This window comes from Aliiroseovarius sp. (assembly GCF_030148435.1).
Classification (GTDB): domain Bacteria; phylum Pseudomonadota; class Alphaproteobacteria; order Rhodobacterales; family Rhodobacteraceae; genus JASBTN01.
This window is the reverse complement of the sequence record NZ_JASBTN010000069.1, coordinates 14676-39334: the sequence shown is the minus strand read 5'-3', so window position 1 is coordinate 39334 and position 24659 is coordinate 14676. Positions and strand designations below refer to the sequence as shown.

General features: G+C 62.5%; 23 protein-coding genes. 13 read left to right on the top strand and 10 right to left on the bottom strand.

The window, feature by feature from the left end:
* Positions 1 to 15: 15 nt before the first annotated feature.
* From mnmE to Q1V43_RS12530, 5 genes are read left to right on the top strand one after another with little or no spacing between them, the layout of a single operon-like run.
* Positions 16 to 1299 (top strand): tRNA uridine-5-carboxymethylaminomethyl(34) synthesis GTPase MnmE, encoded by a 1284-nt coding sequence (gene mnmE / locus Q1V43_RS12550; RefSeq protein WP_300518450.1) that lies wholly within the window; start codon positions 16 to 18, stop codon positions 1297 to 1299.
* 51 nt (positions 1300 to 1350) lie between these two features.
* Positions 1351 to 3228 carry a tRNA uridine-5-carboxymethylaminomethyl(34) synthesis enzyme MnmG gene (mnmG, locus tag Q1V43_RS12545; RefSeq protein WP_300518557.1) on the top strand — a complete coding sequence of 626 codons (1878 nt, stop codon included), beginning with the start codon at positions 1351 to 1353 and terminating at the stop codon, positions 3226 to 3228.
* Positions 3225 to 3848, top strand: a complete 624-nt coding sequence (rsmG, locus tag Q1V43_RS12540; RefSeq protein WP_300518448.1) for a 16S rRNA (guanine(527)-N(7))-methyltransferase RsmG — start codon at positions 3225 to 3227, stop codon at positions 3846 to 3848. Before mnmG ends, rsmG begins: the two co-directional genes overlap by 4 nt.
* On the top strand, positions 3841 to 4632 hold the full coding sequence (locus tag Q1V43_RS12535) for an AAA family ATPase (RefSeq protein ID WP_300518446.1): 792 nt from the start codon (positions 3841 to 3843) through the stop codon (positions 4630 to 4632). Before rsmG ends, Q1V43_RS12535 begins: the two co-directional genes overlap by 8 nt.
* A 9-nt stretch (positions 4633 to 4641) precedes the next feature.
* The gene (locus Q1V43_RS12530; protein WP_300518443.1) at positions 4642 to 5523 is read left to right on the top strand and encodes a ParB/RepB/Spo0J family partition protein; all 882 of its coding nucleotides are present in this window, start codon (positions 4642 to 4644) and stop codon (positions 5521 to 5523) included.
* Here Q1V43_RS12530 and hemW read toward each other — a convergent pair.
* The 3 genes from hemW to rph are packed head-to-tail and all read right to left on the bottom strand — an operon-like array spanning position 5520 to position 8003.
* The gene (gene hemW / locus Q1V43_RS12525) at positions 5520 to 6719 is read right to left on the bottom strand and encodes a radical SAM family heme chaperone HemW (protein ID WP_300518441.1); all 1200 of its coding nucleotides are present in this window, start codon (positions 6717 to 6719) and stop codon (positions 5520 to 5522) included. The two genes, Q1V43_RS12530 and hemW, sit on opposite strands and share 4 nt — an antisense overlap.
* A complete protein-coding gene (gene rdgB / locus Q1V43_RS12520) occupies positions 6670 to 7293 on the bottom strand; it encodes an RdgB/HAM1 family non-canonical purine NTP pyrophosphatase (protein WP_300518439.1) in 624 nt (207 codons plus the stop codon). Before rdgB ends, hemW begins: the two co-directional genes overlap by 50 nt.
* Positions 7290 to 8003: a ribonuclease PH gene (rph, locus tag Q1V43_RS12515; protein ID WP_300518436.1), complete on the bottom strand. Its 714-nt coding sequence runs from the start codon at positions 8001 to 8003 to the stop codon at positions 7290 to 7292. Before rph ends, rdgB begins: the two co-directional genes overlap by 4 nt.
* Before the next feature lie 69 nt (positions 8004 to 8072).
* Between rph and hrcA the strand changes: the two genes are divergently transcribed.
* Both hrcA and Q1V43_RS12505 read left to right on the top strand, forming a co-directional pair.
* Entirely contained in the window at positions 8073 to 9134 is a 1062-nt protein-coding gene (hrcA, locus tag Q1V43_RS12510; protein WP_300518433.1) for a heat-inducible transcriptional repressor HrcA, read from the top strand.
* A gap of 63 nt (positions 9135 to 9197) precedes the next feature.
* A complete protein-coding gene (locus Q1V43_RS12505) occupies positions 9198 to 9713 on the top strand; it encodes a nucleotide exchange factor GrpE (protein WP_300518555.1) in 516 nt (171 codons plus the stop codon).
* A gap of 80 nt (positions 9714 to 9793) precedes the next feature.
* Here Q1V43_RS12505 and mutS read toward each other — a convergent pair whose 3' ends face one another.
* Positions 9794 to 12406: a DNA mismatch repair protein MutS gene (gene mutS / locus Q1V43_RS12500; protein WP_300518553.1), complete on the bottom strand. Its 2613-nt coding sequence runs from the start codon at positions 12404 to 12406 to the stop codon at positions 9794 to 9796.
* A gap of 90 nt (positions 12407 to 12496) precedes the next feature.
* Positions 12497 to 13507 carry a UDP-glucose 4-epimerase GalE gene (gene galE, locus Q1V43_RS12495; RefSeq protein ID WP_300518430.1) on the bottom strand — a complete coding sequence of 337 codons (1011 nt, stop codon included), beginning with the start codon at positions 13505 to 13507 and terminating at the stop codon, positions 12497 to 12499.
* Positions 13508 to 13767: 260 nt separating this feature from the next.
* On the opposite strand from galE, the gene Q1V43_RS12490 reads away from it, so the two are divergent.
* Genes Q1V43_RS12490 through Q1V43_RS12475 form a run of 4 tightly spaced genes read left to right on the top strand, consistent with a single transcriptional unit; the run spans position 13768 to position 18545 of the window.
* On the top strand, positions 13768 to 16023 hold the full coding sequence (locus tag Q1V43_RS12490; protein WP_300518427.1) for an NADP-dependent malic enzyme: 2256 nt from the start codon (positions 13768 to 13770) through the stop codon (positions 16021 to 16023).
* 35 nt (positions 16024 to 16058) lie between these two features.
* On the top strand, positions 16059 to 16922 hold the full coding sequence (locus Q1V43_RS12485; RefSeq protein WP_300518424.1) for a ribokinase: 864 nt from the start codon (positions 16059 to 16061) through the stop codon (positions 16920 to 16922).
* Positions 16919 to 17830: a D-amino acid aminotransferase gene (locus tag Q1V43_RS12480; RefSeq protein ID WP_300518422.1), complete on the top strand. Its 912-nt coding sequence runs from the start codon at positions 16919 to 16921 to the stop codon at positions 17828 to 17830. The genes Q1V43_RS12485 and Q1V43_RS12480 overlap by 4 nt, the downstream gene beginning before the upstream one ends.
* Before the next feature lie 10 nt (positions 17831 to 17840).
* Positions 17841 to 18545 (top strand): HAD family hydrolase, encoded by a 705-nt coding sequence (locus Q1V43_RS12475; RefSeq protein ID WP_300518420.1) that lies wholly within the window; start codon positions 17841 to 17843, stop codon positions 18543 to 18545.
* Here the strand turns inward: Q1V43_RS12475 and Q1V43_RS12470 are convergent.
* From Q1V43_RS12470 to Q1V43_RS12460, 3 genes are all read right to left on the bottom strand, one after another.
* On the bottom strand, positions 18535 to 18822 hold the full coding sequence (locus Q1V43_RS12470) for an SCP2 sterol-binding domain-containing protein (RefSeq protein ID WP_300518417.1): 288 nt from the start codon (positions 18820 to 18822) through the stop codon (positions 18535 to 18537). The genes Q1V43_RS12475 and Q1V43_RS12470 overlap by 11 nt on opposite strands.
* 76 nt (positions 18823 to 18898) lie before the next feature.
* Positions 18899 to 20149 (bottom strand): argininosuccinate synthase, encoded by a 1251-nt coding sequence (locus Q1V43_RS12465; RefSeq protein ID WP_300518551.1) that lies wholly within the window; start codon positions 20147 to 20149, stop codon positions 18899 to 18901.
* A 132-nt stretch (positions 20150 to 20281) separates the two neighbouring features.
* Complete coding sequence (locus tag Q1V43_RS12460; RefSeq protein ID WP_300518415.1) at positions 20282 to 21076, bottom strand: hypothetical protein; 795 nt, start codon at positions 21074 to 21076, stop codon at positions 20282 to 20284.
* Positions 21077 to 21222: 146 nt separating this feature from the next.
* Here Q1V43_RS12460 and ilvA point away from each other — a divergent pair, with 146 nt between their 5' ends.
* The gene (gene ilvA / locus Q1V43_RS12455) at positions 21223 to 22470 is read left to right on the top strand and encodes a threonine ammonia-lyase IlvA (protein ID WP_300518412.1); all 1248 of its coding nucleotides are present in this window, start codon (positions 21223 to 21225) and stop codon (positions 22468 to 22470) included.
* Here ilvA and Q1V43_RS12450 read toward each other — a convergent pair.
* Positions 22463 to 22774, bottom strand: coding sequence for an Hpt domain-containing protein (locus Q1V43_RS12450; RefSeq protein WP_300518410.1), 312 nt, complete (start codon positions 22772 to 22774; stop codon positions 22463 to 22465). The genes ilvA and Q1V43_RS12450 overlap by 8 nt on opposite strands.
* Before the next feature lie 224 nt (positions 22775 to 22998).
* On the opposite strand from Q1V43_RS12450, the gene Q1V43_RS12445 reads away from it, so the two are divergent.
* Positions 22999 to 24216 (top strand): SpoIIE family protein phosphatase, encoded by a 1218-nt coding sequence (locus tag Q1V43_RS12445; RefSeq protein WP_300518407.1) that lies wholly within the window; start codon positions 22999 to 23001, stop codon positions 24214 to 24216.
* On the opposite strand, the gene Q1V43_RS12440 is transcribed toward Q1V43_RS12445, so the two are convergent.
* Positions 24201 to 24641 (bottom strand): NUDIX hydrolase, encoded by a 441-nt coding sequence (locus Q1V43_RS12440; RefSeq protein ID WP_300518404.1) that lies wholly within the window; start codon positions 24639 to 24641, stop codon positions 24201 to 24203. The two genes, Q1V43_RS12445 and Q1V43_RS12440, sit on opposite strands and share 16 nt — an antisense overlap.
* Positions 24642 to 24659 lie beyond the last annotated feature (18 nt).

The window sequence follows — 24659 nt, the reverse complement described above, 5'->3', positions numbered from 1 at the left end:
ATCAATGGGTTAGTCATGGGTACGATCTACGCACTTGCTTCTGCGCAGGGCAAGGCCGGCGTGGCGGTGGTCCGGATTTCCGGGCCATCTGCGTTTTTGGCCTGCGCGCAGCTCTGCGCGCTGCCGGCGGCGCGCCATGCGGCCTTGCGGCGGCTTTCCTGGGATGGCGAGGTGCTGGACGAGGCGCTGGTGCTGCGCTTCGACGCCGGGGCAAGCTTTACCGGCGAGGACGTGGTCGAACTGCAGCTGCATGGCTCGTCGGCCGTGGTCAACGCGGTCCTGCGGGTGCTGGGGCAAATCGAAGGTCTGCGTCTGGCGGATCCCGGTGAATTCACCCGTCGCGCATTGGAGAACGAATGCCTGGACCTGGCCCAGGTCGAAGGGCTGGCCGATCTGATCGATGCCGAGACCGAGGCGCAGCGCAAACAGGCGTTTCGCGTGCTGTCCGGCGCTCTGGGCGACAAGGCGGAGGTCTGGCGCGCCGATCTGATCCGCGCCGCGGCGCTGCTGGAAGCAACGATCGACTTCGCGGATGAGGATGTGCCGGTGGATGTCTCGCCGGAGGTGCTGGAGCTTCTGGACCGGGTCGAGGCCTCCCTGCGGGTCGAAGGCGAGGGCGCGCGGATTTCCGAACGCATTCGCGAAGGGTTCGAGATCGCCATCATCGGCCCGCCCAATATCGGCAAGTCGACGCTTCTGAATGCGCTGGCGGGGCGCGAGGCCGCGATTACCTCGGAATATGCGGGCACGACACGCGACGTGATCGAGGTGCGCATGGAACTGGACGGGCTGCCGGTCACGGTGCTGGATACCGCCGGGTTGCGTGAGACCGACGACCACGTCGAAGGGATCGGCATTGAACGCGCCAAGGCGCGGGCGGCGGCGGCGGATCTGCGTGTGTTCCTGTTGGATGAGACCGGGGATGTGCAGGGGGTCACGCCGCAGGACGGGGATGTGATTGCGCATGGCAAGGCGGATTTGCGCGGGGCGGAGGGGTTTTCTCTGTCAGGCAAGACCGGTCAGGGTGTGGATGAGCTGATCGTGCGGGCCTCTCAGGTGCTGCGGGGACGCGCGGCGCAGGCGGGAACGGCGACACGCGAACGCCACCGGCTGGCGATTCTCAAGGCGCTGGAGGTTTTGGAATACGCGCGAATCGAGGTATTGAACGGACCCGACCGTGCGGAACTCGCGGCGGAAGAACTGCGTACCGCGATCCGTGCCCTTGATTCTCTGGTCGGGCGGATCGATGTGGAGAATATCCTGGACGAGATCTTCGCGTCTTTCTGTCTGGGAAAATAGAACTGTGTAGGCGATGTTTCACGTGAAACATCAGGAATGAGCCAACAAGGAGTGTTTCACGTGAAACAGTCTGATTTCGATGTGATCGTTGTCGGGGGCGGGCACGCGGGTGCCGATGCCGCCCATGCTTCTGCACGCATGGGTGTGCGCACCGCGCTGATCACGCTTCGGATCGACGGGATCGGCGTGATGTCCTGCAACCCCGCGATCGGCGGTCTCGGCAAGGGCCACCTGGTGCGCGAGGTGGATGCGCTGGACGGCGTCATGGGCCGTGTTGCGGACAAGGCAGGCATCCAGTTTCGCCTGCTCAATCGTCGCAAGGGCCCCGCGGTACAAGGCCCCCGCGCGCAATCTGATCGCAAGATATATCGCACGGAAATGCAAGCGGAGATTCGCGCCCAGCCGAACCTTCAGGTGATCGAAGGCGAGGTCACGGACATGATCATGCAGGGCAATACCGTGACCGGCGTGGTTCTGGCGGATGGCTCCGAGATTCGTGCAGGCGCGGTGATCCTGACCACCGGCACCTTTCTGCGCGGGGTCATCCACATCGGTGATGTGCGCACGGATGGTGGGCGGATGGGAGACCGGCCCTCGATCCGGCTGGCCGAGCGTATCGATGGCTTCGGTCTGCCTCTGGCCCGGTTGAAAACCGGGACGCCACCGCGTCTGGATGGGAAAACCATCAATTGGGAGGCGCTGGATAGCCAGCCGGGCGATAAGGCGCCCGAGATGTTCTCGTTCCTGCATGACAAGCCGTTTGCGCGGCAGGTTGCCTGCGGAATCACCCATACGAATGCCCGTACGCATGAGATCATTCGGCAGAACCTCGACCGCAGCGCCATGTATGGCGGGCATATCGACGGGGTCGGGCCGCGCTACTGCCCGTCGATCGAGGACAAGATCGTGCGCTTTGCCGACAAGGAAAGCCACCAGGTATTTCTGGAGCCCGAAGGGTTGGACGACGATACCGTCTATCCGAACGGAATCAGCACATCTCTGCCCGTCGAAGTGCAGGAAGATTACGTTCGCTCGATCTTCGGGTTGGAGAATGCGAAGATCCTCCAGCCTGGCTATGCGATCGAATATGACTACGTTGACCCGCGCGCACTGACCGAAACGCTGGAACTGCGTGACGTGCCCGGCTTATTCCTGGCCGGGCAGATCAACGGCACCACCGGGTACGAAGAGGCCGCAGCACAAGGTCTTGTGGCCGGTCTGAATGCGTCCCTCAAGATCAAGGGGCAGGGCCCTGTGATCTTCTCGCGCTCGAATTCCTATATCGGGGTGATGATCGACGACCTGATCACCCGCGGGGTGACAGAGCCCTATCGAATGTTCACCTCGCGCGCCGAGTTCCGGCTGTCGCTGCGCGCGGATAATGCGGACCAGCGGCTTACACCAATGGGGATCGAGCTCGGACTGGTTGGCGAGACGCGCCGTGCCGCCTTCGAGGAAAAGGTCAAGAAACTGGCCGAGGCGAAAGAGATGCTGACCGCCCGCCGCTTTTCTCCGCAGGAGGTCGAAAAGACCGGTATTCAGGTGCGCAAGGATGGCACCAAGCGCAGCGGTTTTGAACTGCTGAGCTTCCCGGACATTGCATTTGACGACCTTCTTGGCCTGGAGCCGGGCCTGGAGACAATAGAGGCGCCGATTCGCGACCAGATTGCCAAGGATGCGCTCTATGCCAATTATATCGAGCGGCAGAAGCGCGATGTCGAAGCGTTGCAACGGGACGAAGCGCATGAAATCCCGTCCGATTTCGATTATCACGGGCTGGAAGGCCTATCGAACGAGCTGTCGGCCAAATTGGCCGCCGCGCGGCCTCGCACGCTGGCTCAGGCCGGGCGGGTCGAGGGCGTCACCCCCGCGGCGCTGACCTTGATCCTGGCGAAACTGCGTCAGGCGGAACGGGCAAAACAGGCATGAGCGACGAAAGGGCGGGCTTTCTAACCCAGGTGGATGTTTCACGTGAAACATTGGCGCGGCTGGACGGGTATGCCGGGCTGCTGACCAAATGGAATCCGGCGATCAACCTGGTGGCGCCGTCCACGCTGGGCCAGCTCTGGACCCGGCACTTTCTGGACAGCGCACAGGTGCTGGAGATTGCGCCCGAAGGTCGAACCTGGGTGGATATCGGCACCGGCGGCGGCTTTCCCGGCCTTATTGTCGCTATATTGGCGGCGGAAAAACGCCCCGACCTGCGCGTGACCTGCATTGAAAGCGATCTGCGCAAAGCGACCTTCCTGCGCACCGTCGCGCGGGAGATCGGGGTGAAGGCAGACGTGATTTCCAAGCGAATCGAACAGGTTGACCCCCTGGGCGCGGATATCCTGTCTGCCCGCGCTTTGGCCCCGCTAGCCCAACTTCTGAGCTACGCGGAAAGACACCTGTCACCCAATGGCCGCGCCCTGTTCCTGAAAGGAGCAAACCACGCGGCGGAAATGCAGGAAGCGCTTGAAAAGTGGACCTTCCGGGCGGATACATATCCCAGCAAAACCAGTTCCGAAGCCGTCATTCTTTCTCTGGGAGACATCCGCCGTGCCTGACCCGATTCGCCCCCAGCGACCAAAGATCATAGCCGTGACGAACCAGAAGGGCGGGGTGGGAAAGACCACGACGGCCATCAATCTGGGCGCCGCGCTTGCCTCGCAAGGCAAGGCGGTTCTGCTTGTAGATCTGGATCCGCAGGGCAACTGCTCAACCGGGCTGGGCGTGGATGTCGCCGACCGCAAACGCACGACCTATGACCTGCTGGTGGACGAGGCGCCGATTGCCGAGGTGGTGATGAAAACCGGGGTCGAGGGGCTGTATCTGACTCCGGCGACGACGGACCTGTCCTCGGCCGATATTGAGCTGGTTTCCAATGAAAAACGCAGTTTTCTGCTGCATGATGCGCTGCGCGACCCGGGGATTGAAACCCTGGGCTTCGATTATGTGCTGATTGACTGCCCGCCGTCGCTGAACCTGTTGACGGTCAACGCGATGGTGGCGGCAGATTCGGTGCTGGTCCCGCTGCAGAGCGAGTTTTTTGCACTGGAAGGGCTGAGCCAGTTGATGTTGACGGTGCGCGAGGTGCGGGCCTCGGCCAACAAGGGGCTCAGGATCGAGGGCATCGTGCTGACCATGTATGATGCGCGCAACAACCTGTCGCGCCAGGTCGAGGAGGATGCGCGTGCCAACCTGGGCGATCTGGTCTTCGGCACGGTCATTCCGCGCAATGTGCGGGTGTCCGAGGCCCCCTCTTTCGCTTTGCCGGTTATGGCCTATGATCCGGCATCCAAGGGCGCGCTGGCCTATACGGCGCTGGCTCAAGAACTGATCGCACGATAGGAGGCGGCAATGGCACGGAAACCGAGCGGCGGATTGGGGCGGGGGCTGTCGGCCCTCATGGCGGATGTGAGCCAGGAGCCGGAAGCGGCACCAGATCGGCCGCGCCGGGCGGATCAGATGGTGCCGGTGGAGCGGATATTTCCCAACCCGGACCAGCCGCGGCGTCATTTCACCAAGGAACGGTTGGATGATCTGGCCAACTCGATCCGGGAAAAGGGCGTGATCCAGCCGCTGATCCTGCGTAAAAACCCAAGGGATGACGACACGTACGAGATCGTGGCGGGAGAGCGCCGCTGGCGCGCCGCGCAACAGGCACAGCTTCACGAAGTCCCTGCAATCATTCGCGAATATAACGACACCGAGGCCCTGGAAGTCGCGATTATCGAAAACATCCAGCGTGCCGATCTGAATGCGATTGAAGAGGCGCAGGGCTATCGCGACCTGATGAACCGTTTCGGGCACACGCAGGAGAAAGTTTCGGAGGCGCTGGGCAAAAGCCGGTCGCATATCGCCAACCTGCTGCGCCTGTTGAACCTGCCGGACGAGGTGCAGGACATGGTGATCGACGGTGCGCTGACCGCCGGGCATGCCCGCGCACTGGTCACGGCCGAGGATCCGATTGGGCTGGGCAAGCAGATTGCCGCCAAAGGGTTGTCGGTGCGTGATGCGGAACGGCTGGCCAAGGGGCCGAAGCCGGCGTCGAAAAGCGCCAAATCCTCCACGAAACCCGAAAAGGACGCGGATACGCGGGCCTTGGAGGGCGATCTGTCCGCCGCCATGGGCATGAAGGTGACGATAGATCACAAACCGGGCGGGGAAAGCGGCGTCGTGACAATCCGTTACGCCGATCTGGATCAGCTCGACGATATTTGCGGAAAACTCAGCGTCTAATCCGATAGCAGTTCACGCAGGATTGCATTCAGAACGGGCCGCCCTTCGCGTGATGTGCGCAGGGTGGGGCCGTCGAGTTCGATCAGACCCAGCTCCAGCAGGGTATTGAGCTTCTGTGGGTCCAGAGCCATTCCGAAACGGGACTTCAGACGCTCCAGACCGATCCCCTCGCGCAGGCGCAGACCCATGAGCAGGTATTCGATGGCCTGTTCGTCCAATGGGATGTCTTCCCGGGCGCTTTCGCCGGGGGTCTTGAGCCACTCCGTCGGGGAGAGCGGCGTTTCCGTACCGATGCGCCGACCTGTCAGGGTCAGGCGGCCATGGGCGCCGGGGCCAATGCCGATCCAGTCGCCGGCCTGCCAATAAATCATATTGTGCCGGCTTTCTTCGCCGGGCCGGGCGTGATTGGAGACCTCATAGGCGGGCAGACCGGCGGCTTCACAGAGCTCCTGCGTCAGGAAATACTGATCCACCGCCAGATCATCGCCCGGAAGCCCACGCAAACCACCCGCAGCAAAGCGGTCGCCAAAGGCGGTCCCTTCTTCGATGGTCAACTGGTAGAGCGACAGGTGGTCCGGGCCCATGTCGAGCGCTTGGTCGAGTTCGGCGCGCCAGTCGTCCAGCGATTGATCCTGGCGCGAATAGATCAGGTCGAAATTCACGCGATCGAAGGTGGATTTCGCCAGCGCCAGCGCCTGTTTTGCTTCGTCCACGGAATGTATCCGCCCAAGCCTGCGCAGGTCGGCATCGTTCAGCGCCTGCACGCCGACCGAAACGCGATTTACCCCACCCGCGCGGTATCCGGCGAATTTGGCCGCCTCGATGGAGGTCGGATTGGCCTCCAGCGTTATCTCGACATTGTTGCCCAGGGTCCAGTGGTCGGAAATACGGTCCAGAATCGCACCGACCAAGGCTGGATCCATCAGTGACGGGGTTCCGCCGCCGAAATAGATGCTGTCCAGCACGCGCCCGGGGGTCGCCTCGGCGTAGCGGTCGATTTCGGACAGGTAGGCGCGCTGCCATGCCTCCTGATCGATCGACCGGCTGACATGGCTGTTGAAATCGCAGTAGGGGCATTTGGCCGCGCAGAAGGGCCAATGAAGGTAGAGGCCGAACCCGGCCTCTTGCCAGTTCTCAAGCGCCAGATCAGTCACTATTCCGGCCAAAACAGCCCGAAACCAGCTTGGCGAACGCATCCGCCCGGTGGCTCATTGCGTGTTTCTGCGCCGGGTCCATCTCGCCAAAGGTCTGGGAATGGCCCTCGGGCACGAAGATCGGGTCAAATCCAAAGCCCTGATCGCCCCGCATCGGCCAGGAGACTGCACCGCGCACGATGCCTTCGAAAATCTCGTCATGGCCATCGGGCCAGGCAAGGCATAGTGTGCAGTTGAAGGCGGCGGAGCGCGGCTCGGGCGCGGATTTTTCCTCAAGCAGCGTCCAGACCTTGGTCATCGCCATCGGGAAATCGCGGCCATTCGGCGTTTCGGCCCAATCGGCAGTGTAGACGCCGGGCTGGCCGTCCAGCGCGTCAACGGTAATGCCGCTATCATCGGAAAGCGCGGGCAGGCCGGCGGCCTTGGCGGCGAAATGCGCCTTGATGCGGGCATTGCCGGCGAAATTGTCCTCGGTCTCCTCGGGCTCGTCGAGCCCGAGATCGCCGGCAGAAACGACGGTGACGCCGAACGGCTTGAGCAGCGCGCCGATCTCGCGAATCTTGCCCGCGTTATGCGAGGCGATGACCAGCCTGTCGCCGTCGAAGGCCCGGGTCATTTGACCGCCTCGTTCTGGGCCGCGACCAGCTCGGCCACGCCCTTGTCGGCCAGATCCATAAGATGATTCATCTGGTCGCGGGTAAAGGTCGAGCCCTCGGCGGACATCTGCACTTCGATCTGCTTGCCGCCTGCGGTCATGACGAAATTGCCGTCAACGCCGGCTTCGGAGTCCTCGGGGTAGTCCAGATCCAGAACTGGTTGACCGGCGTAGATGCCGCAGGACACCGCAGCGACATTGTCGAGGATCGGATCCATCTTGACGTCGCCCGCTTTCAGGAGCTTGTTGACCGCCAGGCGCAGGGCGACCCAACCGCCGGTGATCGCTGCGCAGCGGGTGCCGCCATCGGCCTGGATCACGTCACAGTCCACGGTGATCTGACGTTCGCCCAGGGCCTGGAAATCCACCCCAGCGCGCAGAGATCGACCGATAAGCCTTTGAATTTCAACAGTTCTTCCACCCTGCTTGCCGGCTGATGCCTCGCGGCGCATGCGCGAGGTGGTGGAGCGGGGCAGCATGCCGTATTCGGCAGTGACCCAGCCCTTGCCGGAGTTGCGCAGGAAGGGCGGTACGCGCTCTTCCAGCGTGGCGGTGCACAGCACGTGCGTATCGCCCACTTTGATCAGGCAGGAGCCCTCGGCGTGTTTCGTCACGCCGACTTCAATTGAAATCGGGCGCATTTCATCTACATTTCGACCAGACGGGCGCATGGCATTCCCCTTTGTAAAAAGTCGAAATGTCAGTCACACAAGGCCCGCGAAAAGGCAAGGCGAGATAGCATGACGGATGCTCCAAAGCTGTTGGAAGAGATGAATGCGCGGTCGCGCGAGGTGTTCCGGCGCCTGGTCGAAGGCTATCTGGAGACCGGGGAGCCGGTCGGCTCGCGTACGCTGACACGCAGCCTGACCGAAAAGGTGTCGGCTGCGACGATCCGCAATGTGATGTCGGATCTGGAGCTGATGGGGCTTTTGGACAGTCCCCATGTTTCCGCCGGGCGTATCCCGACCGAGCAGGGGCTGCGCATGTTCGTCGACGGGTTGCTGGAGGTGAGCGAGCTGGACGGCTCCGACCGGCAGAAGATCGACGCGACCCTGGGCGGGACGGAACCGGATGTCGGACAGATGCTGGACCGGGTCGGGGCTGCCCTGTCAGGAATGACCGCAGGCGCGAGCCTGGTGCTGGCGCCCAAACACGAAGCGCCGATCAAGCATATCGAATTCGTGTCGCTGGCCCACGACCGCGCGCTGGTGGTGCTGGTCTTTGCCGATGGTCATGTGGAGAACCGCGTCTTTACGCCGCCGCCGGGGCAGACGCCGAGCTCGATGCGCGAAGCGGCGAATTTCCTGAATGCCCTGGCCGAGGGGCGCACGATCGGCGAGCTGCGCCGGGTCATGGTGGCGGAAATCAAGGCGCGGCGGCAGGAGCTGGATGCGCTGGCCGCCGAGCTGGTCGAGAGCGGCGCGGCGCTGTGGGAAAACGAGGGTGAATCCTATGAGCGTCTGATCGTGCGGGGGAGGTCGAATCTGCTGGATGCGGCGGATCAGGCGGACCTGGACCGCATCCGCTCGCTGTTCGACGACCTGGAGCGTAAGCGTGATATCGCCGATTTCCTCGAATTGGCCGAGGATGGCGAGGGTGTGCGCATTTTTATCGGGTCGGAAAACAAACTTTTCTCACTTTCGGGTAGCTCTTTGGTGGTTTCCCCATATATGAACGCTGATCGTAAGATCATTGGCGCCGTGGGTGTGATTGGTCCGACCAGGCTGAACTATGGGCGGATCGTGCCCATCGTCGATTACACGGCGCAACTGGTCGGTAAGCTGATCTCGGATCGCGGGTGAAGGTTGGAATAGATGACGGACGCGAAGAATAACATTGATGTGGAAGCGGCGATCGAAGAGCTGATGGCCGAGCAGAACGGAGACACGGCAGGGCCTGCCGAAGTGGAGGCCGCCGACGAGGTGGAGCAGTTGCGGGCCGAACGTGACGACATGCGCGACCGCTTCATGCGCGCGCTGGCGGATGCGGAAAACACGCGCAAGCGCGGCGAGCGGGATCGGCGCGAGGCCGAGCAATATGGCGGCTCGAAGCTGGCGCGCGACATGCTGCCGGTGTTCGACAACATGAAACGCGCGATGGAAGCCATTTCCGAAGAGCAGCGCGAGGCGTCGAAAGCCCTGATCGAAGGGATTGAGCTGACCATGCGAGAGCTTCTGAACATCTTCGAGAAACACGGCATTCGCATCGTCTCGCCGGAAGTGGGCGAGAAGTTTGACCCCGAATATCATCAGGCGATGTTCGAAGCCCCGGTGCCGAACACCAAAGCGGGCGACATCATCCAGGTAATGGCGGAAGGTTTCATGCTGCATGATCGGCTGCTCCGGCCGGCGCAGGTCGGGGTGTCATCGACGCCAGGCTGATTTCGAATTGCTTTGCAATCCGACCGGCCGGGGGCTTTGCCCCCGGACCCCCAGGATATTTCCTGAAAGATGAAAGAGGGTCAGCCCTCCAGCATCTTTCGGAGTTCGTAGACCAGATTCAGGGCGTCTCGGGGTGTGAGTTCGTCGGGATGTATCCCGGCGAGTTTTTCTTCGACCTGCGAGGGGGTTGCGGGTGCCGCAACCAGGGCAGGGGTGGTGGCGAACAAGGGCAGATCGTCGATGATTGCCTTTTGCTGCCTGCCCTCGCGTTCGCCTTTTTCCAGCGCCTCCAGGACCACGCGGGCGCGTTCAACCACGCTTGCGGGCAGGCCGGCGAGCTTGGCGACCTGCACGCCGTAGCTGCGGTCGGCCGCGCCCTTGCGGACCTCGTGCAGGAAGATGACCTCGCCTTCCCATTCCTTCACGGCGATGGTGGCATTGTCGACACCGGGCAGTTTTCCGGCGAGCTGGGTCAGCTCGTGATAGTGCGTCGCAAACAGTGCGCGCGAGAGGTTGGTTTCGTGCAGATGTTCCAGGGTGGCCCAGGCGATGGACAGACCGTCATAGGTCGCCGTGCCGCGGCCGATTTCGTCGAGAATCACCAGCGCGCGGTCATCGGCCTGGTTCAGGATCGCGGCGGTTTCGACCATTTCGACCATGAAGGTCGAGCGGCCGCGCGCGAGGTCGTCGGAGGCGCCGACGCGGCTGAACAGTTGAGACACCAGGCCGATATGGGCCTTGCGCGCGGGCACGTAGCTGCCGGTCTGCGCAAGCAGGGCGATCAGCGCGTTCTGGCGCAGGAAGGTCGATTTACCGGCCATGTTCGGACCCGTCAGAAGCCAGATATCCGCGCCATCCGTGCCGTCGGCCAGGGTGCAATCATTGGCAATGAAGGGTTCGCCATCGCGTTTCAGCGCGCGTTCCACCACCGGGTGGCGGCCACCGGTGATCTGGAAACTGCGCGAGTCATCGACGACCGGGGCGCACCAATCCTCGGCCCGGGCGAGATCGGCAAAGCTGGTGGCAAGGTCGATTTCGGACAGGGCGCGGGCGGCTTCGGCGATCTGGGCATTTCGCTCCAGAATAGCGCCGGTCAGGGTTGAATAGAGCCGTTTTTCGATCTCCAGAGCGCGGGCGCCGGCGTTGAGGATTTTGGTTTCCATCTCCGACAGGGCCACGGTGGTGAACCGCACGGCATTGGCGGTGGTCTGGCGGTGGATGAAATGTTCCGACAGGGGCGGGTTCAGCATCTTGTCGGCATGGGTGGCCGTGGTTTCGATGAAATAGCCCAGCACATTGTTGTGTTTGACCTTCAAGCTCGAAATGCCGGTCTGTTCGGCATAGTCCGCCTGCATTCCGGCAATCACGCCGCGGCCCTCGTCGCGCAACTGGCGTGCCTCGTCCAGATCCCGGTCATAGCCCGGCGCAATAAAGCCGCCATCGCGGGCCAGAAGGGGCGGTTCGGCGATCAGGCTTTGATCCAGCAGGTCAAGCAGGTCGTCATGGCCGGTCAGGGCGGCGCCAGCCTCGGCCAGCTTCGCGGGGATGTCGGCGGGCAGAAGTCCGGCGATGTCCAGAGCCGCGGCCAGCCCGTTGCGGATCGCCGCCAGGTCGCGGGGGCCGCCGCGGTCCAGGCCCAGGCGCGACAGGGCGCGGTCCATGTCGGGGGCCCGGCGCAGGGCATCGCGCAGATCGGTGGCCAAACGACCCTGTTCCAGCAGGAAACGCAGGTTTTCAAGCCGTGCATGGATCTCGGGCAGGTCGCGGGAGGGCGACGAGATACGCCGCTCCAGCAGACGTCCGCCACCGGCGGTCACGGTCCGGTCTATGGCGGCAAGCAGCGAGCCCTCGCGGCCCCCGGACATGGCTTGGGTCAGCTCCAGATTGCGCCGGGTGGCCGCGTCGATCTGCATCGTGCCATGGGCCATTTCCTTTACCGGTGCGCGCAGCAGCGGCAGTTTGCCCTTCTGGGTAATGTCCAGATATTCGATAATTGCGCCCATCGCCCCCAATTCAGCGCGGGAGAACTGGCCGAACGCCTCCAGATCACCAACGCCGTAGAGGTCTTTCAGCCGTTTCCCCGCCCCGGTACTGTCGAAAGCGGCGCGGCCCAGCGGGGTGAGCGATGCGCCCAGTTCAGTGACTGTTCCGGCCAGATCCGCCTCTTTTCCCTCGCTGACAACCAGTTCGCGTGGGGCGAGGCGGGCAAGCTCGGGGGACAGGCGCACGGGCGGGCAGGGCATGACGCGAAATGCGCCGGTGGAGATGTCGACCCAGGCCAGCGCCGCGTCATCGCGCACCTCGTGATAGGCGGCGAGGAAGTTGTGGCGACGCGCCTCCAGCAGGCTGTCTTCGGTCAGGGTGCCGGGTGTGACCAGGCGGACCACCCCCCGTTTCACGACGGATTTCGAGCCGCGTTTCTTCGCCTCCGCCGGGCTTTCCATCTGTTCGCAGACGGCAACGCGAAACCCCTTGCGAATGAGGGTGAGGAAATAGCCTTCGGCCGAATGAACAGGCACGCCGCACATGGGAATGTCCTCGCCCAGGTGCTTGCCGCGTTTGGTCAGCGCAATGTCCAGCGCCTCGGCCGCAGCAACGGCGTCCTCGAAGAACATCTCATAGAAATCGCCCATGCGGTAGAACAGGAGCGCATCCGGGTAGCCGGACTTGATCTCGAGATACTGCGCCATCATCGGCGTCACGGCGGATTTCGCTGCGTTCACCTGTGCCCCCTGGTCTGTGTCCGCACAGATTACGGATTGGGCCGGGGGGGCGAAAGGGGGTCAGGTGTTCTTTCTGCGGGAAATCCAGTTCCAGGAGCTGGCGCACATGTCGTCAAGCCCGAGCTGCGCCCGAAAGCCCAGCACGTCCTGCGCCTTGGACGGATCGCCATAAACCTCGGCGATATCGCCGGGGCGGCGGGGCAGGATTTCATGTGGCAGGTCAAAACCGCAGGCCCGTTCGTAAGCCTGCAGCATGTCGAGCACGGAATAGCCCCGACCCGTGCCAAGGTTTACCGTGTGGCTGTCGCCGCTGTCCAGAAGCGCCTTCAGCGACAGCACATGCCCCTGCGCCAGGTCGGTCACGTGAATATAGTCACGCACGCCGGTTCCGTCCGGGGTTGGGTAGTCATTGCCGAACACGCCCAAGCGCTCCAATTCGCCGGTGGCAACCTTGGAGATATAGGGCATGAGGTTGTTCGGAATGTCGTTTGGATCCTCGCCTATGAGCCCGGTGGCATGGGCGCCCGCCGGGTTGAAATAGCGCAGGATGCCGAAGGCCCAGCGCGGATCGTGAAGGGCGATCTGTTCCAGCGACTGTTCGCAGGTCAGTTTGGTGAACCCGTAGGGGTGCGAAAAACTGCGCGGGGCCTCTTCGGTGACGGGCAGGCTGTCCGGGTCGCCGTAGACGGTGCAGCTGGAGGAAAAGACAAGGGTAAAGACCCCGGCTCTCTTCATCGCGGCCAGCAGGGAGTAGAGCCCGGCAATATTGGCCTGCATGTATTCGAGCGGGATTTCCGTGCTTTCCCCCACCGCTTTTCTGGCGGCGAAATGCACCGCGGCGGCAATGTCATGTTCGGCAAAAATGCGATCCAGAAGGCTGCCGTCCAGCACGTCGCCCTCGTAACAAGTGACCTTGCCGCCGGTGATGACCTCCAGCCGGTCCGGCACGTCGCGATGGGCGTTCGAGAAATCGTCGATGATCACGACCTCATAGCCCGCAGCCATCAGCTCGACATAGGTGTGGGACCCGATGAACCCGGCGCCGCCGGTCAGGAGGATTGTCTTGGACACGTGCAAACTCCGCTACTGCTCGTGCGGAGGGTAAGGCGGACGGGCGGGAAAATCAGCAGGGAAAGCCCGGTCCTGTACAAAATTCCGGGCCACACGGTTCGCGAATTCCGAAAATTGCGATACGAAAGGAAACAGCTTTTCAACAATTGCGCAAAATGCCGGGGTGAAAGACATAATCATGCGCAAAAGGCGGTTGAGACCCGGCGAAGCCCCCTGTAAGGGTGATGCGCCGAGGACGACCGCAACGAGAGACAGAACAGATGCCCAAAGCCAGAATTACCGACGAAGAGGCGCTTGCCTTTCACATCGACCCGACCCCGGGCAAGTTCGAGGTTACGCCTTCGGTCCCGATGACCACGCAGCGCGACCTGTCGTTGGCCTATTCTCCCGGTGTGGCGGTCCCCTGCGAGCGGATCGCGGCCGATCCTGCCACCGCTTACGACTATACCAACAAGGGCAATCTGGTCGCGGTGATCTCGAACGGGACAGCGGTTCTGGGCCTTGGCAATCTGGGCGCGCTGGGCTCGAAACCGGTGATGGAAGGCAAGGCGGTCCTGTTCAAACGCTTTGCCGACGTGAACTCGATCGACATCGAGCTGGACACCGAGGATCCGGACAAGTTCATCGAGGCGGTCAGGCTGATGGGTCCGACCTTCGGCGGCATAAACCTCGAAGACATCAAGGCGCCGGAATGTTTCATCATCGAGCAGAAGCTCAAGGAAGAGATGGACATCCCGGTCTTTCACGATGACCAGCACGGCACGGCGGTGATCTGTGCCGCCGGTCTGATCAACGCGCTGCACCTGTCGGGCAAGAAGATCGAGGATGTGAAGATTGTCCTGAACGGCGCGGGGGCTGCGGGCATAGCCTGTATCGAGCTGCTCAAATCCATGGGCGCGCGGCATGAGAACTGCATCGTCTGCGACACCAAGGGCGTGATCTATCAGGGCCGTACCGCGGGCATGAACCAGTGGAAATCGGCTCATGCGGTCAAAACCGATCTGCGCACGCTGGAAGAGGCGATGGAGGGCGCGGACGTGTTCCTGGGCGTCTCGGTCAAGGGGGCCGTGACGCAGGAGATGGTAAAGGCGATGGCGGACAACCCGGTCATCTTCGCCATGGCCAACCCGGATCCGGAAATCACCCCGGAAGAGGCCCACGAGGTGCGCAATGACGCGATCGTCGCCACCGGCCGGTCGGATTATCCGAACCAGGTCAACAACGTGCTGGGCTTTCCTTACCTGTTCCGCGGTGCGCTGGACATCCACGCCCGCGCGATCAACGACGAGATGAAAATCGCCTGCGCCGAGGCCCTGGCCGAGCTTGCCCGCGAGGATGTGCCGGATGAGGTTGCCATGGCCTATGGCAAGAAGCTGACCTTTGGCCGCGATTACATCATCCCGACGCCGTTTGATCCGCGCCTGATCCATGTGGTGCCGCCTGCGGTCGCCAGGGCGGGCATGAACACCGGCGTGGCGCGGCGTCCGATCATCGACATGGACGCCTATGAACTGACGCTGAAATCGCGCATGGACCCGACCGCCTCGATCCTGCGTGGCATCACGGCGCGGGCGCGTCAGGCCCAGTCCACGATGATCTTTGCCGAGGGCGACGACCCGCAGGTGTTGCGCGCCGCCGTGCAATATCAACGCAACGGTTTCGGTCGTGCGCTGGTCGTCGGGCGCGAAGAAGACGTGAAACAGAAGCTCGAGGCCGAGGGCCTGGCCGATGCCGTGCGCGAGTTGCGCGTGGTCAACGCCGCCAACACCCAGCACCTGGCCACCTACAAGGATTTCCTCTATGACCGCCTGCAGCGTCAGGGGTTCGATCAGCACGACATTCACCGCCTCGCCGCGCGGGATCGCCACGTGTTTGCCTCGCTGATGCTGGCCCATGGCCACGGCGACGGGCTGGTCACGGGCGCGACGCGCAAATCGGCCCATGTGCTGCAACTGATCAACCATGTATTCGACGCCGAGGCTTCGGACGGCGCGGTCGGCATTACCGCGCTGCTGATCAAGGGGCGCATCGTGCTGGTTGCGGATACGCTGGTGCATGAATGGCCGGAAAGCGAAGACCTGGCCAATATCGCCGAAGCCGCCGCCCGGGTGGCCCGCGGTCTGGGCCTGGATCCGCGCGTGGCTTTCGTCAGCTTCTCGACCTTCGGCTACCCGGTCTCGGAGCGCGCCGAAAAGATGCACGTCGCTCCGGACATACTGGCCCGGCGCGGTGTGGATTTCGAATTCGACGGCGAGATGACGGCGGATGTGGCCCTGAACGAAGAGATCATGGCGCAGTACCCATTCTGCAAACTGTCCGGCCCGGCCAATATCCTGGTCATGCCGGCGCGCCACAGCTCGTCGATCTCGGTGAAGATGATGCAGGAGCTTGCGGGCGCCACGGTCATCGGCCCGATTCTGTCGGGCACGGGCAAGCCGATCCAGATTTGCTCGTCGGCCTCGACCGCGAATGACATCCTGAACATGGCGATGCTTGCCGCTTGCAAGATCGGCTGATCTCTGCTCCCCTCCGCTGAAAACCCGGAGGGGAGATGACCGTCTATAACCTCGGCTCGATCAATATCGACCATGTCTACCGCGTGCCGCATATCCCGGCGCCGGGGGAAACGCTTGCAGCCAGTGCTCACGCGACCGGGCTGGGGGGGAAGGGCGCGAACCAGTCGGTGGCGGTGGCCCGGGCCGGGGCCCGCGCTGTACATGTCGGTGCGGTAGGGGTTGAAGGCGGACCCTGGGTTGAACACTTGCAGGGTTTCGGCGTCGAAACCCGCGTGGCGGAGGTCGAAGAGGCCACAGGTCACGCGAATATCTGCGTCGACAAGGCGGGCGAGAACATGATCGTCATTTTCCCGGGCGCCAATCTGAAACAGTCTCTAACGCATCTTGAAACGGCCCTGGCCGACGCACAGGAAGGGGATTTTCTGCTGCTTCAGAACGAAACCAACCTTGGGCGGGAGGCCGCCGGGCTGGCGCGGGCCAAGGGGATGCGCGTGGTCTATTCCGCCGCGCCCTTTTCGGTGGAGGCGGTGCAGGAGATGCTGCCCGATACCGACCTTCTGGTGATGAACGAGGTCGAAGCCGCGCAGTTGCAGTCCGCGCTGGGCAACTTCGCCTTGCCCGACCGGTTGATTACCCGTGGCGCCAAGGGAGTGATCTGGCTGGGTCCGGAGGAGATTTCCCTGCCGGCCTTCGCAGTGACCCCGGTGGACACAACCGGGGCCGGGGATTGTTTCATCGGCACGTTCGTGGCCGGGCTGGACCAGGGGCTGGACCTGCCCAAGGCCCTGCGCCTGGGCCAGGCGGCCTCGGCCATCCAGGTGACGCGCCCTGGAACCGCCGATGCAATTCCCACCCGCGCTGAGACCGATGCATTTCTTGACAGGCAGGAGGCCAAATGACCGATCACGTGACCACTCATCAGGCCGAAGAGGACGCCCGCAACGAGGATATCCTGATCTGGCTGAACGGCCGGGTCGTGCCCAAGGCCGAAGCGGTCGTCAGCGTCTATGACGCGGGATTCATGCTGGGCGACGGTGTGTGGGAAGGCTTGCGGCTTTATGACGGGCACTGGGCCTTTATCGACGAACACATGGATCGGTTGTTCGAGGCGGCCAAGGCGATCGACCTGGACATTGGCATGACCCGGGACGAGGTCATTTCCGCCGTGTTAGAGACACAAAAGGCCAATGGTATGGTGACGGATGCCCACGCCCGCCTGATGGTGACGCGTGGGGTGAAAACCCGTCCGTTCCAGCATCCGGGATTGAGCCGGCAGGGTCCGACCGTGACCATCATCATGGAACATTCGCGCCCGTCCATTCCGCGCCCGATCACCCTGGCCACCGTGCCGCATATTCGGGGGCTGCCAATGACGCAGGACCCGAAGCTGAACTCGCATTCGAAACTGAACTGCATTCTGGCCTGTATCGCCGCCGAAAAGGCCGGCGCGGACGAGGGGCTGATGCTGGACGTGAACGGCTTCGTAAACACGACCAACGCCTGCAACTTCTTCATCGTGCGCAAGGGGGAGGTTTGGACCTCGACCGGGGATTACTGCATGAACGGGATCACCAGGGCCAAGGTGATCGACCTGTGCCGCGCAAACGGGATCGCGGTGTCTGAACGCAACTACTCGCTGGTCGATACCTACGGCGCAGACGAGGCGTTTCTGACCGGCACGTTCGGCGCACAGACTCCGGTTGGCATGATCGACGGGCGGCAGATCGGCACTGGGCAGATGGGTCCGGTGACGGAACGGTTGCGCGGGCTCTACAAGGCTCTGATCCAGCAGGAAATAGCGAAATGAGGATCGCCTCATGAAGATCGCCATGTGGTCCGGGCCGCGCAACCTGTCGACGGCGATGATGTATTCTTTTGGCAATCGCGCCGATTGCGCGGTGGTGGATGAACCGTTCTATGCGGCCTATCTGGCAAGGACCGGGGCTCAGCATCCGATGCAGGGGGAAATCCTGGCGAGCCAATCGCAGGATCCGGACGAAGTGGTGGCGTCGCTGACCGGTCCGAACCCCGGGGCCAAGCCGCATTTCTATCAGAAACACATGACCCAGCACATGGTGGACGGTGTGCCGCGCGGCTGGATTGCCGAGTGCACCAATCTCTTCCTGATCCGCCACCCGGCGCGCGTGATCGCATCATACGCGGCGAAACGGGAAAACCCGACGTTGGAGGATATCGGTTTCCGGCAACAGGCCGAACTGTTCGACCAGTTCGGCGGCACGGTGATCGACAGCCACGACATCCGCGACGATCCCGAAGGGATGCTGAATAAACTCTGCGAAGCGATCGAGCTCGACTGGGATCCCGCGATGCTGTCCTGGCCCAAAGGGGGTCACAAGGATGATGGCGTCTGGGCCAAACATTGGTACGGCGCGGTGTGGAACAGCACGGGTTTCGCCGGGGCCGAGGGGGTGCTGCCGGAAGTGCCGGAACATTTGCAGGACGTGTTTCAGGCGGCGCTGCCGTATTATGAGCGGTTGAAGGCGGAAAAGATCACGCCTTGAGCAACGCCCCCAGCTTCATCGCCACGCCCGCATTGCCGGACAGTTTCAGCTTGCCCATCATCACCCCGGTCATCGGGTTCAGCTTGCCGGTCAGCAGCTTGGTCAGGTTTTCGGTGGTCAGGCGAATGGTGCAATCCGTGTCCTGATCCCGGGTCGAGGTGGTGCCGCCCGTCAGAACGATCACCCCGTCCGCGCCGCAGTCGAATTTCAGCGATCCGTCAAACCCGCCCTCGGGCAGGTTGGCGTTGATCCCTTCGGCAATGGCAGTCAGCGGCATCGGTTCCTCCCAAAACAGAATGCCCGCCATGGTTAGGCGGGCATTCCGGTTGCAGCAACGGTGACGTCGCGCAAGCTCAGGGCTTGATGCGGCGGTTGCGCATGGCAATCAGTTTCAGGCGCAGCGCGTTCAGCTGGATGAAGCCGGCGGCGTCGGTCTGATCGTAGGCGCCCATGTCCTCTTCGAAGGTCACGTGTTCTTCGGAATAGAGCGAGTGATCCGACCAGCGGCCGACCACACGGGCCAGACCCTTGTAGAGCTTCATGCGCACGGTGCCGGTGACGTGTTCCTGGCTCAGGTCGATCGCGGCTTGCAGCATTTCGCGTTCCGGGCTGAACCAGTAACCGTTGTAGAGCAGCTCTGCATATTTCGGCATGAGCTCGTCTTTCAGGTGCATCGCGCCGCGGTCCATGGTGATCGACTCGATGCCGCGGTGGGCGTCCAGAAGGATGGTGCCGCCGGGGGTCTCGTATATGCCGCGCGACTTCATGCCGACATAGCGGCCCTCGACCAGGTCCAGACGGCCGATGCCATGTTTGCGGCCATATTCGTTCAGCTCGGTCAGGATGGTTGCGGGCGACATGGCTTCGCCATTGATCGATACCGCATCGCCCTTTTCAAAGCCGATTTCAATGAATTCGGGCGTGTCCGGGGCCTCTTCGGGATGCACGGTGCGCTGGTAGACGTAATCGGGCGCGTCCTCGGCCGGATCTTCCAGAACCTTGCCTTCCGACGAGGTGTGCAGAAGGTTCGCATCGACTGAAAACGGGGCCTCGCCACGCTTGTCCTTGGCGACGGGGATCTGGTGCTGCTCGGCGAATTCCAGCAGTTTGGTGCGCGAACCCAGGTCCCATTCACGCCAGGGCGCAATCACCACGATTTCCGGGTTCAACGCATAGGCCGCCAGTTCGAACCGCACCTGGTCGTTGCCCTTGCCGGTGGCGCCATGCGACACGGCGTCGGCGCCGTGTTCGGCGGCGATCTCGACCAGGCGTTTCGAGATCAGCGGGCGCGCGATCGAGGTGCCCAGCAGATACAGGCCTTCATACTGCGCATTGGCGCGGAACATCGGGAAGACATAGTCGCGCACGAATTCCTCGCGCAGATCCTCGATATGGATGTTTTCGGGTTTGATGCCCAGCATCTCGGCCTTGGTGCGGGCGGGTTCCAGTTCCTCACCCTGGCCCAGGTCGGCGGTAAAGGTGATCACTTCGCAGCCATATTCGGTCTGCAGCCATTTCAGGATGATCGAGGTATCAAGGCCACCGGAATAGGCCAGGACAACCTTCTTGGGCGCAGATTGCGGTGCGGTGTTGGACGAGATCATCATTTTCCCTTTCACGAGCGGTTCCTCGCGCGCTTATCCGATCTTGTCGGTGGGAGCAAGGTTGGTGGTGGGGCTGACACGCAAAAGGGCGACCCGAAGGCCGCCCTTTGAAATCATTGAGCGATAGACGCGTTACGAGGTGGGCTCCACATATTCCTCGATTTCGAGCTGCTCGCGGAGGAATGCCTCGGCATCTGAGTCCAGCCCGCGGCCGTCAGTCAGCTCCAACAGCGCGTCGTTTTCGGCGTGTTCCGCGCTGTCCACCAACCCGTTGAGACGGTCCAGTTCAGCGTTGTATTCGTTGACGGCCACATCGTACAGCTCCTGGCTGAATTCGGTGGTTGTGGTCGTTGTCGTGACCACCTCGCCGGTAGCCGGATCGATTTGCGGTGCGCCAGTCGCCGGGTCGATTACCTCCGTCGTGGTCGTGACCTCGACCTGGAAGGCGGGATCATTCACATCCGGCTGTGTCAAAGCGGCAAGTTCGGTTTCAACCTGAGTCTTTGTCTCAACGGCTGCCACCGATGCCTGATAATAGGCCTCTACCTTGCCAACGCGGCTGTTCGGAGACGCGTTCTGGCGGGCCGTTTCGCTGGCGCGATAGGCGTTGGCGCCCTTCAGGATGCTGGCAATGTTCGGGGCCTTGTCGGCACGGTTGGCATTGCCGCCTCGATTGCTGCTGCCACCACGGTTTCCGTTTCCGCCGCCGCTTTCAGAGTTGCTGGCGCTGCCGCCGCCATTTCCACCGCCGCCGCCATTTCCACCGCCGCCGCCGTTTCCACCGCCGCCACCGTTTCCGCCACCGCCACCATTACCGCCCTTGGCGTATGCCGCATCTGTGGTCAGAAGAGCCGCGGTCGTCGAAACCGCCGGAAGAACCAGCGCCGTCATGGCGAGCGCCGCAATGCTTTTCTGCAGGATTTTCATCTCCAACTACCTTCTCGTTGCCTGTCAGCAAATCTTTCCTGAAAATTGGGCGGCGGCACATCTTTTTCATGGCGAAAAAGTGACATCAGCTTGTTCCCGCCGTATCGAGCTTGATCCGGCGGCGTATATTCGCCAGACCTGTGTCTATGAGTGACTTCATCCGAAAGGCCCGTGTGGCCGAACAGCAGATGCGGGCGATCTTCCCCGCAACGCCACTCCAGAGAAACGACCATCTGTCCGCGCGGTTCGGGGCGGATATCTGGTTGAAGCGCGAGGATCTTTCGCCGGTGCGCAGCTACAAGATCCGTGGCGCGCTGAATGCGATGGGCAAGGCGCTGGCGGCGGATCCCGATCAGGCCGTTTTCGTCTGTGCGAGCGCTGGCAACCATGCGCAGGGCGTGGCCTATGTGGCGCGGCATTTCGGGGTGCGCGGTGTGGTCTTCATGCCGGTGACAACGCCGCAGCAGAAAATCGACAAGACCCGTATCTTTGGCGGTGACTCGGTCGAAATCCGCATGATTGGTGACTATTTCGACGATACGCTGGCCGCGGCTCAGGCCTATTGCGCCGAGGTGGGCGGGCATTTCCTTGCCCCTTTCGACGATGAGGACGTGATCGAGGGGCAGGCATCCGTTTCTGCCGAGATCATGGCTCAACTGGGGCGCGCTCCGGATATGGTGGTGTTGCCGGTGGGCGGCGGCGGGCTGTCGGCCGGGGTCACGCGGTTTCTGGGTGAGGTCGCGCCGGATGTCGCCATTCGCTACGTCGAGCCCGAGGGCGGCGCCAGCCTGTCCGCGGCAATTGCGGCGGGGGAGCCGGTAAAGCTCGACAAGGTGGACAGTTTCGTTGATGGCGCCGCAGTGGCGCGCATTGGCGCACGGCCCTTTGCGGCGCTGAAGGGTGTGCCGCCGCACCATGTGCTGGCCGCGCCGGAGGACCGTATCTGCACCACGATCCTGGAGATGCTGAATGTCGAAGGCGTGGTGCTGGAGCCCGCCGGCGCGCTGTCGGTGGATGTGCTGGCGGATCTGGCGGATCAGATCAAGGGCAAGACCGTGGTCTGCGTGACCTCGGGCGGGAATTTCGATTTCGAACGGTTGCCGGAGGTCAAGGAGCGGGCGCAGCGCTATTCGGGGCTGAAGAAGTACTTCCTGCTGCGCCTGCCGCAACGTCCCGGCGCGCTGCGCGATTTCCTGGAGATGCTGGGGCCGGATGACGATATTGCCCGGTTCGAGTACCTGAAGAAATCCGCGCGCAATTTCGGGTCGGTGCTGATCGGGATCGAAACCTCGGCGCCGGAAAACTTCGACGCGCTCTTCGCCAAGCTCGATGCCGAAGGTTTCGTCTGGTCGGACATTACCCAGGACGAGGTTCTGGCGGAGTTCATCATCTAGCGAGGAAGGCCTCTTTCGAAGCTTCGAACGTGGAAAAAACGGCGCCAAGGCCGGCGGGGTCGAATTCGCCCGCCGCGGCCTGGCGTTCCCCGGTGCTGCAGATTTTCGACAGCGCGTCAAAACCCAGGTTCAGCGACGAGCTTTTCAGGAAATGCAGATCCTGTTCGAACTGGGCAGGTTGCGGATCGCACCGCAAGCGGTCGATCACCTCCTCGACCTCCTCCAGGAAAATCTCGGCGACTTCGGCAAAATCCTCTTCACCGATTTCATCGCGCAGTTCATTCACGCGGTTCCAACTGATCATTGGCCGATTCCTTTCACTCTGCGGGCCCAGGATCACGCGCGCATCTTTCCATCCGGTTAACCGGACCGGGGCGAGCCCCCGACAATTTTAGCTTTAAGCGGCTGTTAAATCGGGGGTGCGTAACTCGGACAGATGAGTCGATGACTCGCAGTGGAAAAGGTCATGTTGTGAGTGCTCAAGCCGCGTATAGCTCCAGTTCCGGCGACACGGGGGAGGACGGTGTCGTGCAGACTATTCTGGTTGTTGACGACAGCCGGGCTCAGCGCCGCGTGCTTGGCGCATCATTGTCGCGTCAGGGGTACCGGGTCATCGAAGCCTCCGGCGGGGAAGAAGCTCTGGCGCTTCTGGATACGTATAACGTTGATCTGATCATCTCGGATTGGATGATGCCGGGTATGGACGGGCTGGAACTGTGTCAGCGGTTCCGCGCCCTGCAACGCGAAAAGTATGGCTATTTCATTCTGCTGACCTCGAAGACGGAAAAGGGTGCGGTGGCGCAGGGGTTGGATGTGGGGGCGGATGATTTCCTGTCCAAACCCCCAAACGCCGAAGAATTGCGCGCACGAATAAATGCGGGGGACCGCATCCTGCGCATGCAGCGCGAGTTGCAGGAAAAGAACCGGCTGGTCAGCGCGACGCTTTCGGAAATCTCGACGCTCTACGACAGCCTGGACCGTGACCTGATCGAAGCGCGCGAGATGCAGCAGGCGCTGGTGCGGGATCAGTATCGCAATTTCGGCTCGGCCGAGGTGTCGGTCATGCTGAAACCCTGTGGACATGTCGGTGGCGACCTGGTCGGGTTCTTCCGTCTGGACGAGCACCGCGTGGCGGTGTTTTCCATCGATGTCTCAGGCCATGGAATCGCTTCGGCCCTGCTTACCGCGCGGCTTGCCTCCTATCTGACGGAAGGGTCGCCGGACCACAATGTCGCGCTGAAACGCGTGGCCGACGGGGTCTTTTTCCCGCGCCCGCCACAAGAGGTCGCGCGGCGGCTCAATGAGATCATGCATGATGAAATCGTGTCGGATCACTATTTCACCCTGCTGCTGGGGTATCTGGATCTGCGCACGGGCGAGGTCGAGATGACCCAATGCGGTCATCCGAACCCGATGCTGATGCGCGGGGACGGTTCGGTGGAGTACCTGGGCCAGGGCGGCATGCCCATCGGCCTGATTCCCGATGCGCAATATGACAGTTTTCGCATCCGGCTGCAGCCGGGGGAGCGGCTGATATTCTATTCCGACGGCTTTACCGAATGCGAAGGTGACGACGGAAAGCAGCTGGAAGAAGCCGGGTTCGAGGAGATCGCGCGCCGCAACCAGAACCTGACCGGGTCGGAGTTCTTTCAGGCCTTGACCTGGGGCCTTGACCTGTTCTGCGGCACACAGGATTTTCCCGATGACCTATCCTGCACCATGATCGAATTTCAGGGCGCCAGGTAGGTCCGGACGAACGCACGGTCCCCCGGATTGCCGAGGATGCGGGCGGCGACCTCTGTTGGCGCCCAGAGCACCTCGTGCCCCGGTTCGCTTGGCGGCCCATGCGGGCGCACCGGGCGGGCAAGGTAGATGTGGCAGAGCTTTTCGGCCCAGAGGTCATAGTCCGGCATGTAGGTGAAACGCCGAAAGGCCCCGAGGCGACGGGGTTTGGCAATGTGCCAGCCGGTTTCCTCGAACACTTCGCGGTGCAGGGCGGCAAGTACGCTTTCCCCCGGGTCGATCCCGCCTCCGGGCAGCTGCACCTCGGGATCGGGCTCGTGCTGGCGGGTCAGAAGCAGGTCACGGCCGCGCGGCAGGATTGCATAGGCCCCCGGACGCAGCGTATAGCGCCGCCCGAACCGTCTTGATTCGCCAAATCGCCGGATCACGCCCTTTTCCCCTTGCTT

What these genes read in the sequence shown, in the direction of transcription:
- Q1V43_RS12480 (WP_300518422.1), top strand. Translation starts at nt 16,919, where the DNA reads ATGACCGATCACGTGACCACTCATCAGGCCGAAGAGGACGCCCGCAAC.
- Q1V43_RS12470 (WP_300518417.1), bottom strand. Translation starts at nt 18,822, where the DNA reads ATGCCGCTGACTGCCATTGCCGAAGGGATCAACGCCAACCTGCCCGAG.
- Q1V43_RS12490 (WP_300518427.1), top strand. Translation starts at nt 13,768, where the DNA reads ATGCCCAAAGCCAGAATTACCGACGAAGAGGCGCTTGCCTTTCACATC.
- mnmE (WP_300518450.1), top strand. Translation starts at nt 16, where the DNA reads ATGGGTACGATCTACGCACTTGCTTCTGCGCAGGGCAAGGCCGGCGTG.
- Q1V43_RS12530 (WP_300518443.1), top strand. Translation starts at nt 4,642, where the DNA reads ATGGCACGGAAACCGAGCGGCGGATTGGGGCGGGGGCTGTCGGCCCTC.
- Q1V43_RS12465 (WP_300518551.1), bottom strand. Translation starts at nt 20,149, where the DNA reads ATGATCTCGTCCAACACCGCACCGCAATCTGCGCCCAAGAAGGTTGTC.
- Q1V43_RS12450 (WP_300518410.1), bottom strand. Translation starts at nt 22,774, where the DNA reads ATGATCAGTTGGAACCGCGTGAATGAACTGCGCGATGAAATCGGTGAA.
- Q1V43_RS12505 (WP_300518555.1), top strand. Translation starts at nt 9,198, where the DNA reads ATGGCCGAGCAGAACGGAGACACGGCAGGGCCTGCCGAAGTGGAGGCC.
- hrcA (WP_300518433.1), top strand. Translation starts at nt 8,073, where the DNA reads ATGACGGATGCTCCAAAGCTGTTGGAAGAGATGAATGCGCGGTCGCGC.
- hemW (WP_300518441.1), bottom strand. Translation starts at nt 6,719, where the DNA reads ATGCGTTCGCCAAGCTGGTTTCGGGCTGTTTTGGCCGGAATAGTGACT.
- Q1V43_RS12485 (WP_300518424.1), top strand. Translation starts at nt 16,059, where the DNA reads ATGACCGTCTATAACCTCGGCTCGATCAATATCGACCATGTCTACCGC.
- rph (WP_300518436.1), bottom strand. Translation starts at nt 8,003, where the DNA reads ATGCGCCCGTCTGGTCGAAATGTAGATGAAATGCGCCCGATTTCAATT.
- rdgB (WP_300518439.1), bottom strand. Translation starts at nt 7,293, where the DNA reads ATGACCCGGGCCTTCGACGGCGACAGGCTGGTCATCGCCTCGCATAAC.
- mutS (WP_300518553.1), bottom strand. Translation starts at nt 12,406, where the DNA reads ATGATGGCGCAGTATCTCGAGATCAAGTCCGGCTACCCGGATGCGCTC.
- ilvA (WP_300518412.1), top strand. Translation starts at nt 21,223, where the DNA reads ATGAGTGACTTCATCCGAAAGGCCCGTGTGGCCGAACAGCAGATGCGG.
- Q1V43_RS12460 (WP_300518415.1), bottom strand. Translation starts at nt 21,076, where the DNA reads ATGAAAATCCTGCAGAAAAGCATTGCGGCGCTCGCCATGACGGCGCTG.
- rsmG (WP_300518448.1), top strand. Translation starts at nt 3,225, where the DNA reads ATGAGCGACGAAAGGGCGGGCTTTCTAACCCAGGTGGATGTTTCACGT.
- Q1V43_RS12475 (WP_300518420.1), top strand. Translation starts at nt 17,841, where the DNA reads ATGAAGATCGCCATGTGGTCCGGGCCGCGCAACCTGTCGACGGCGATG.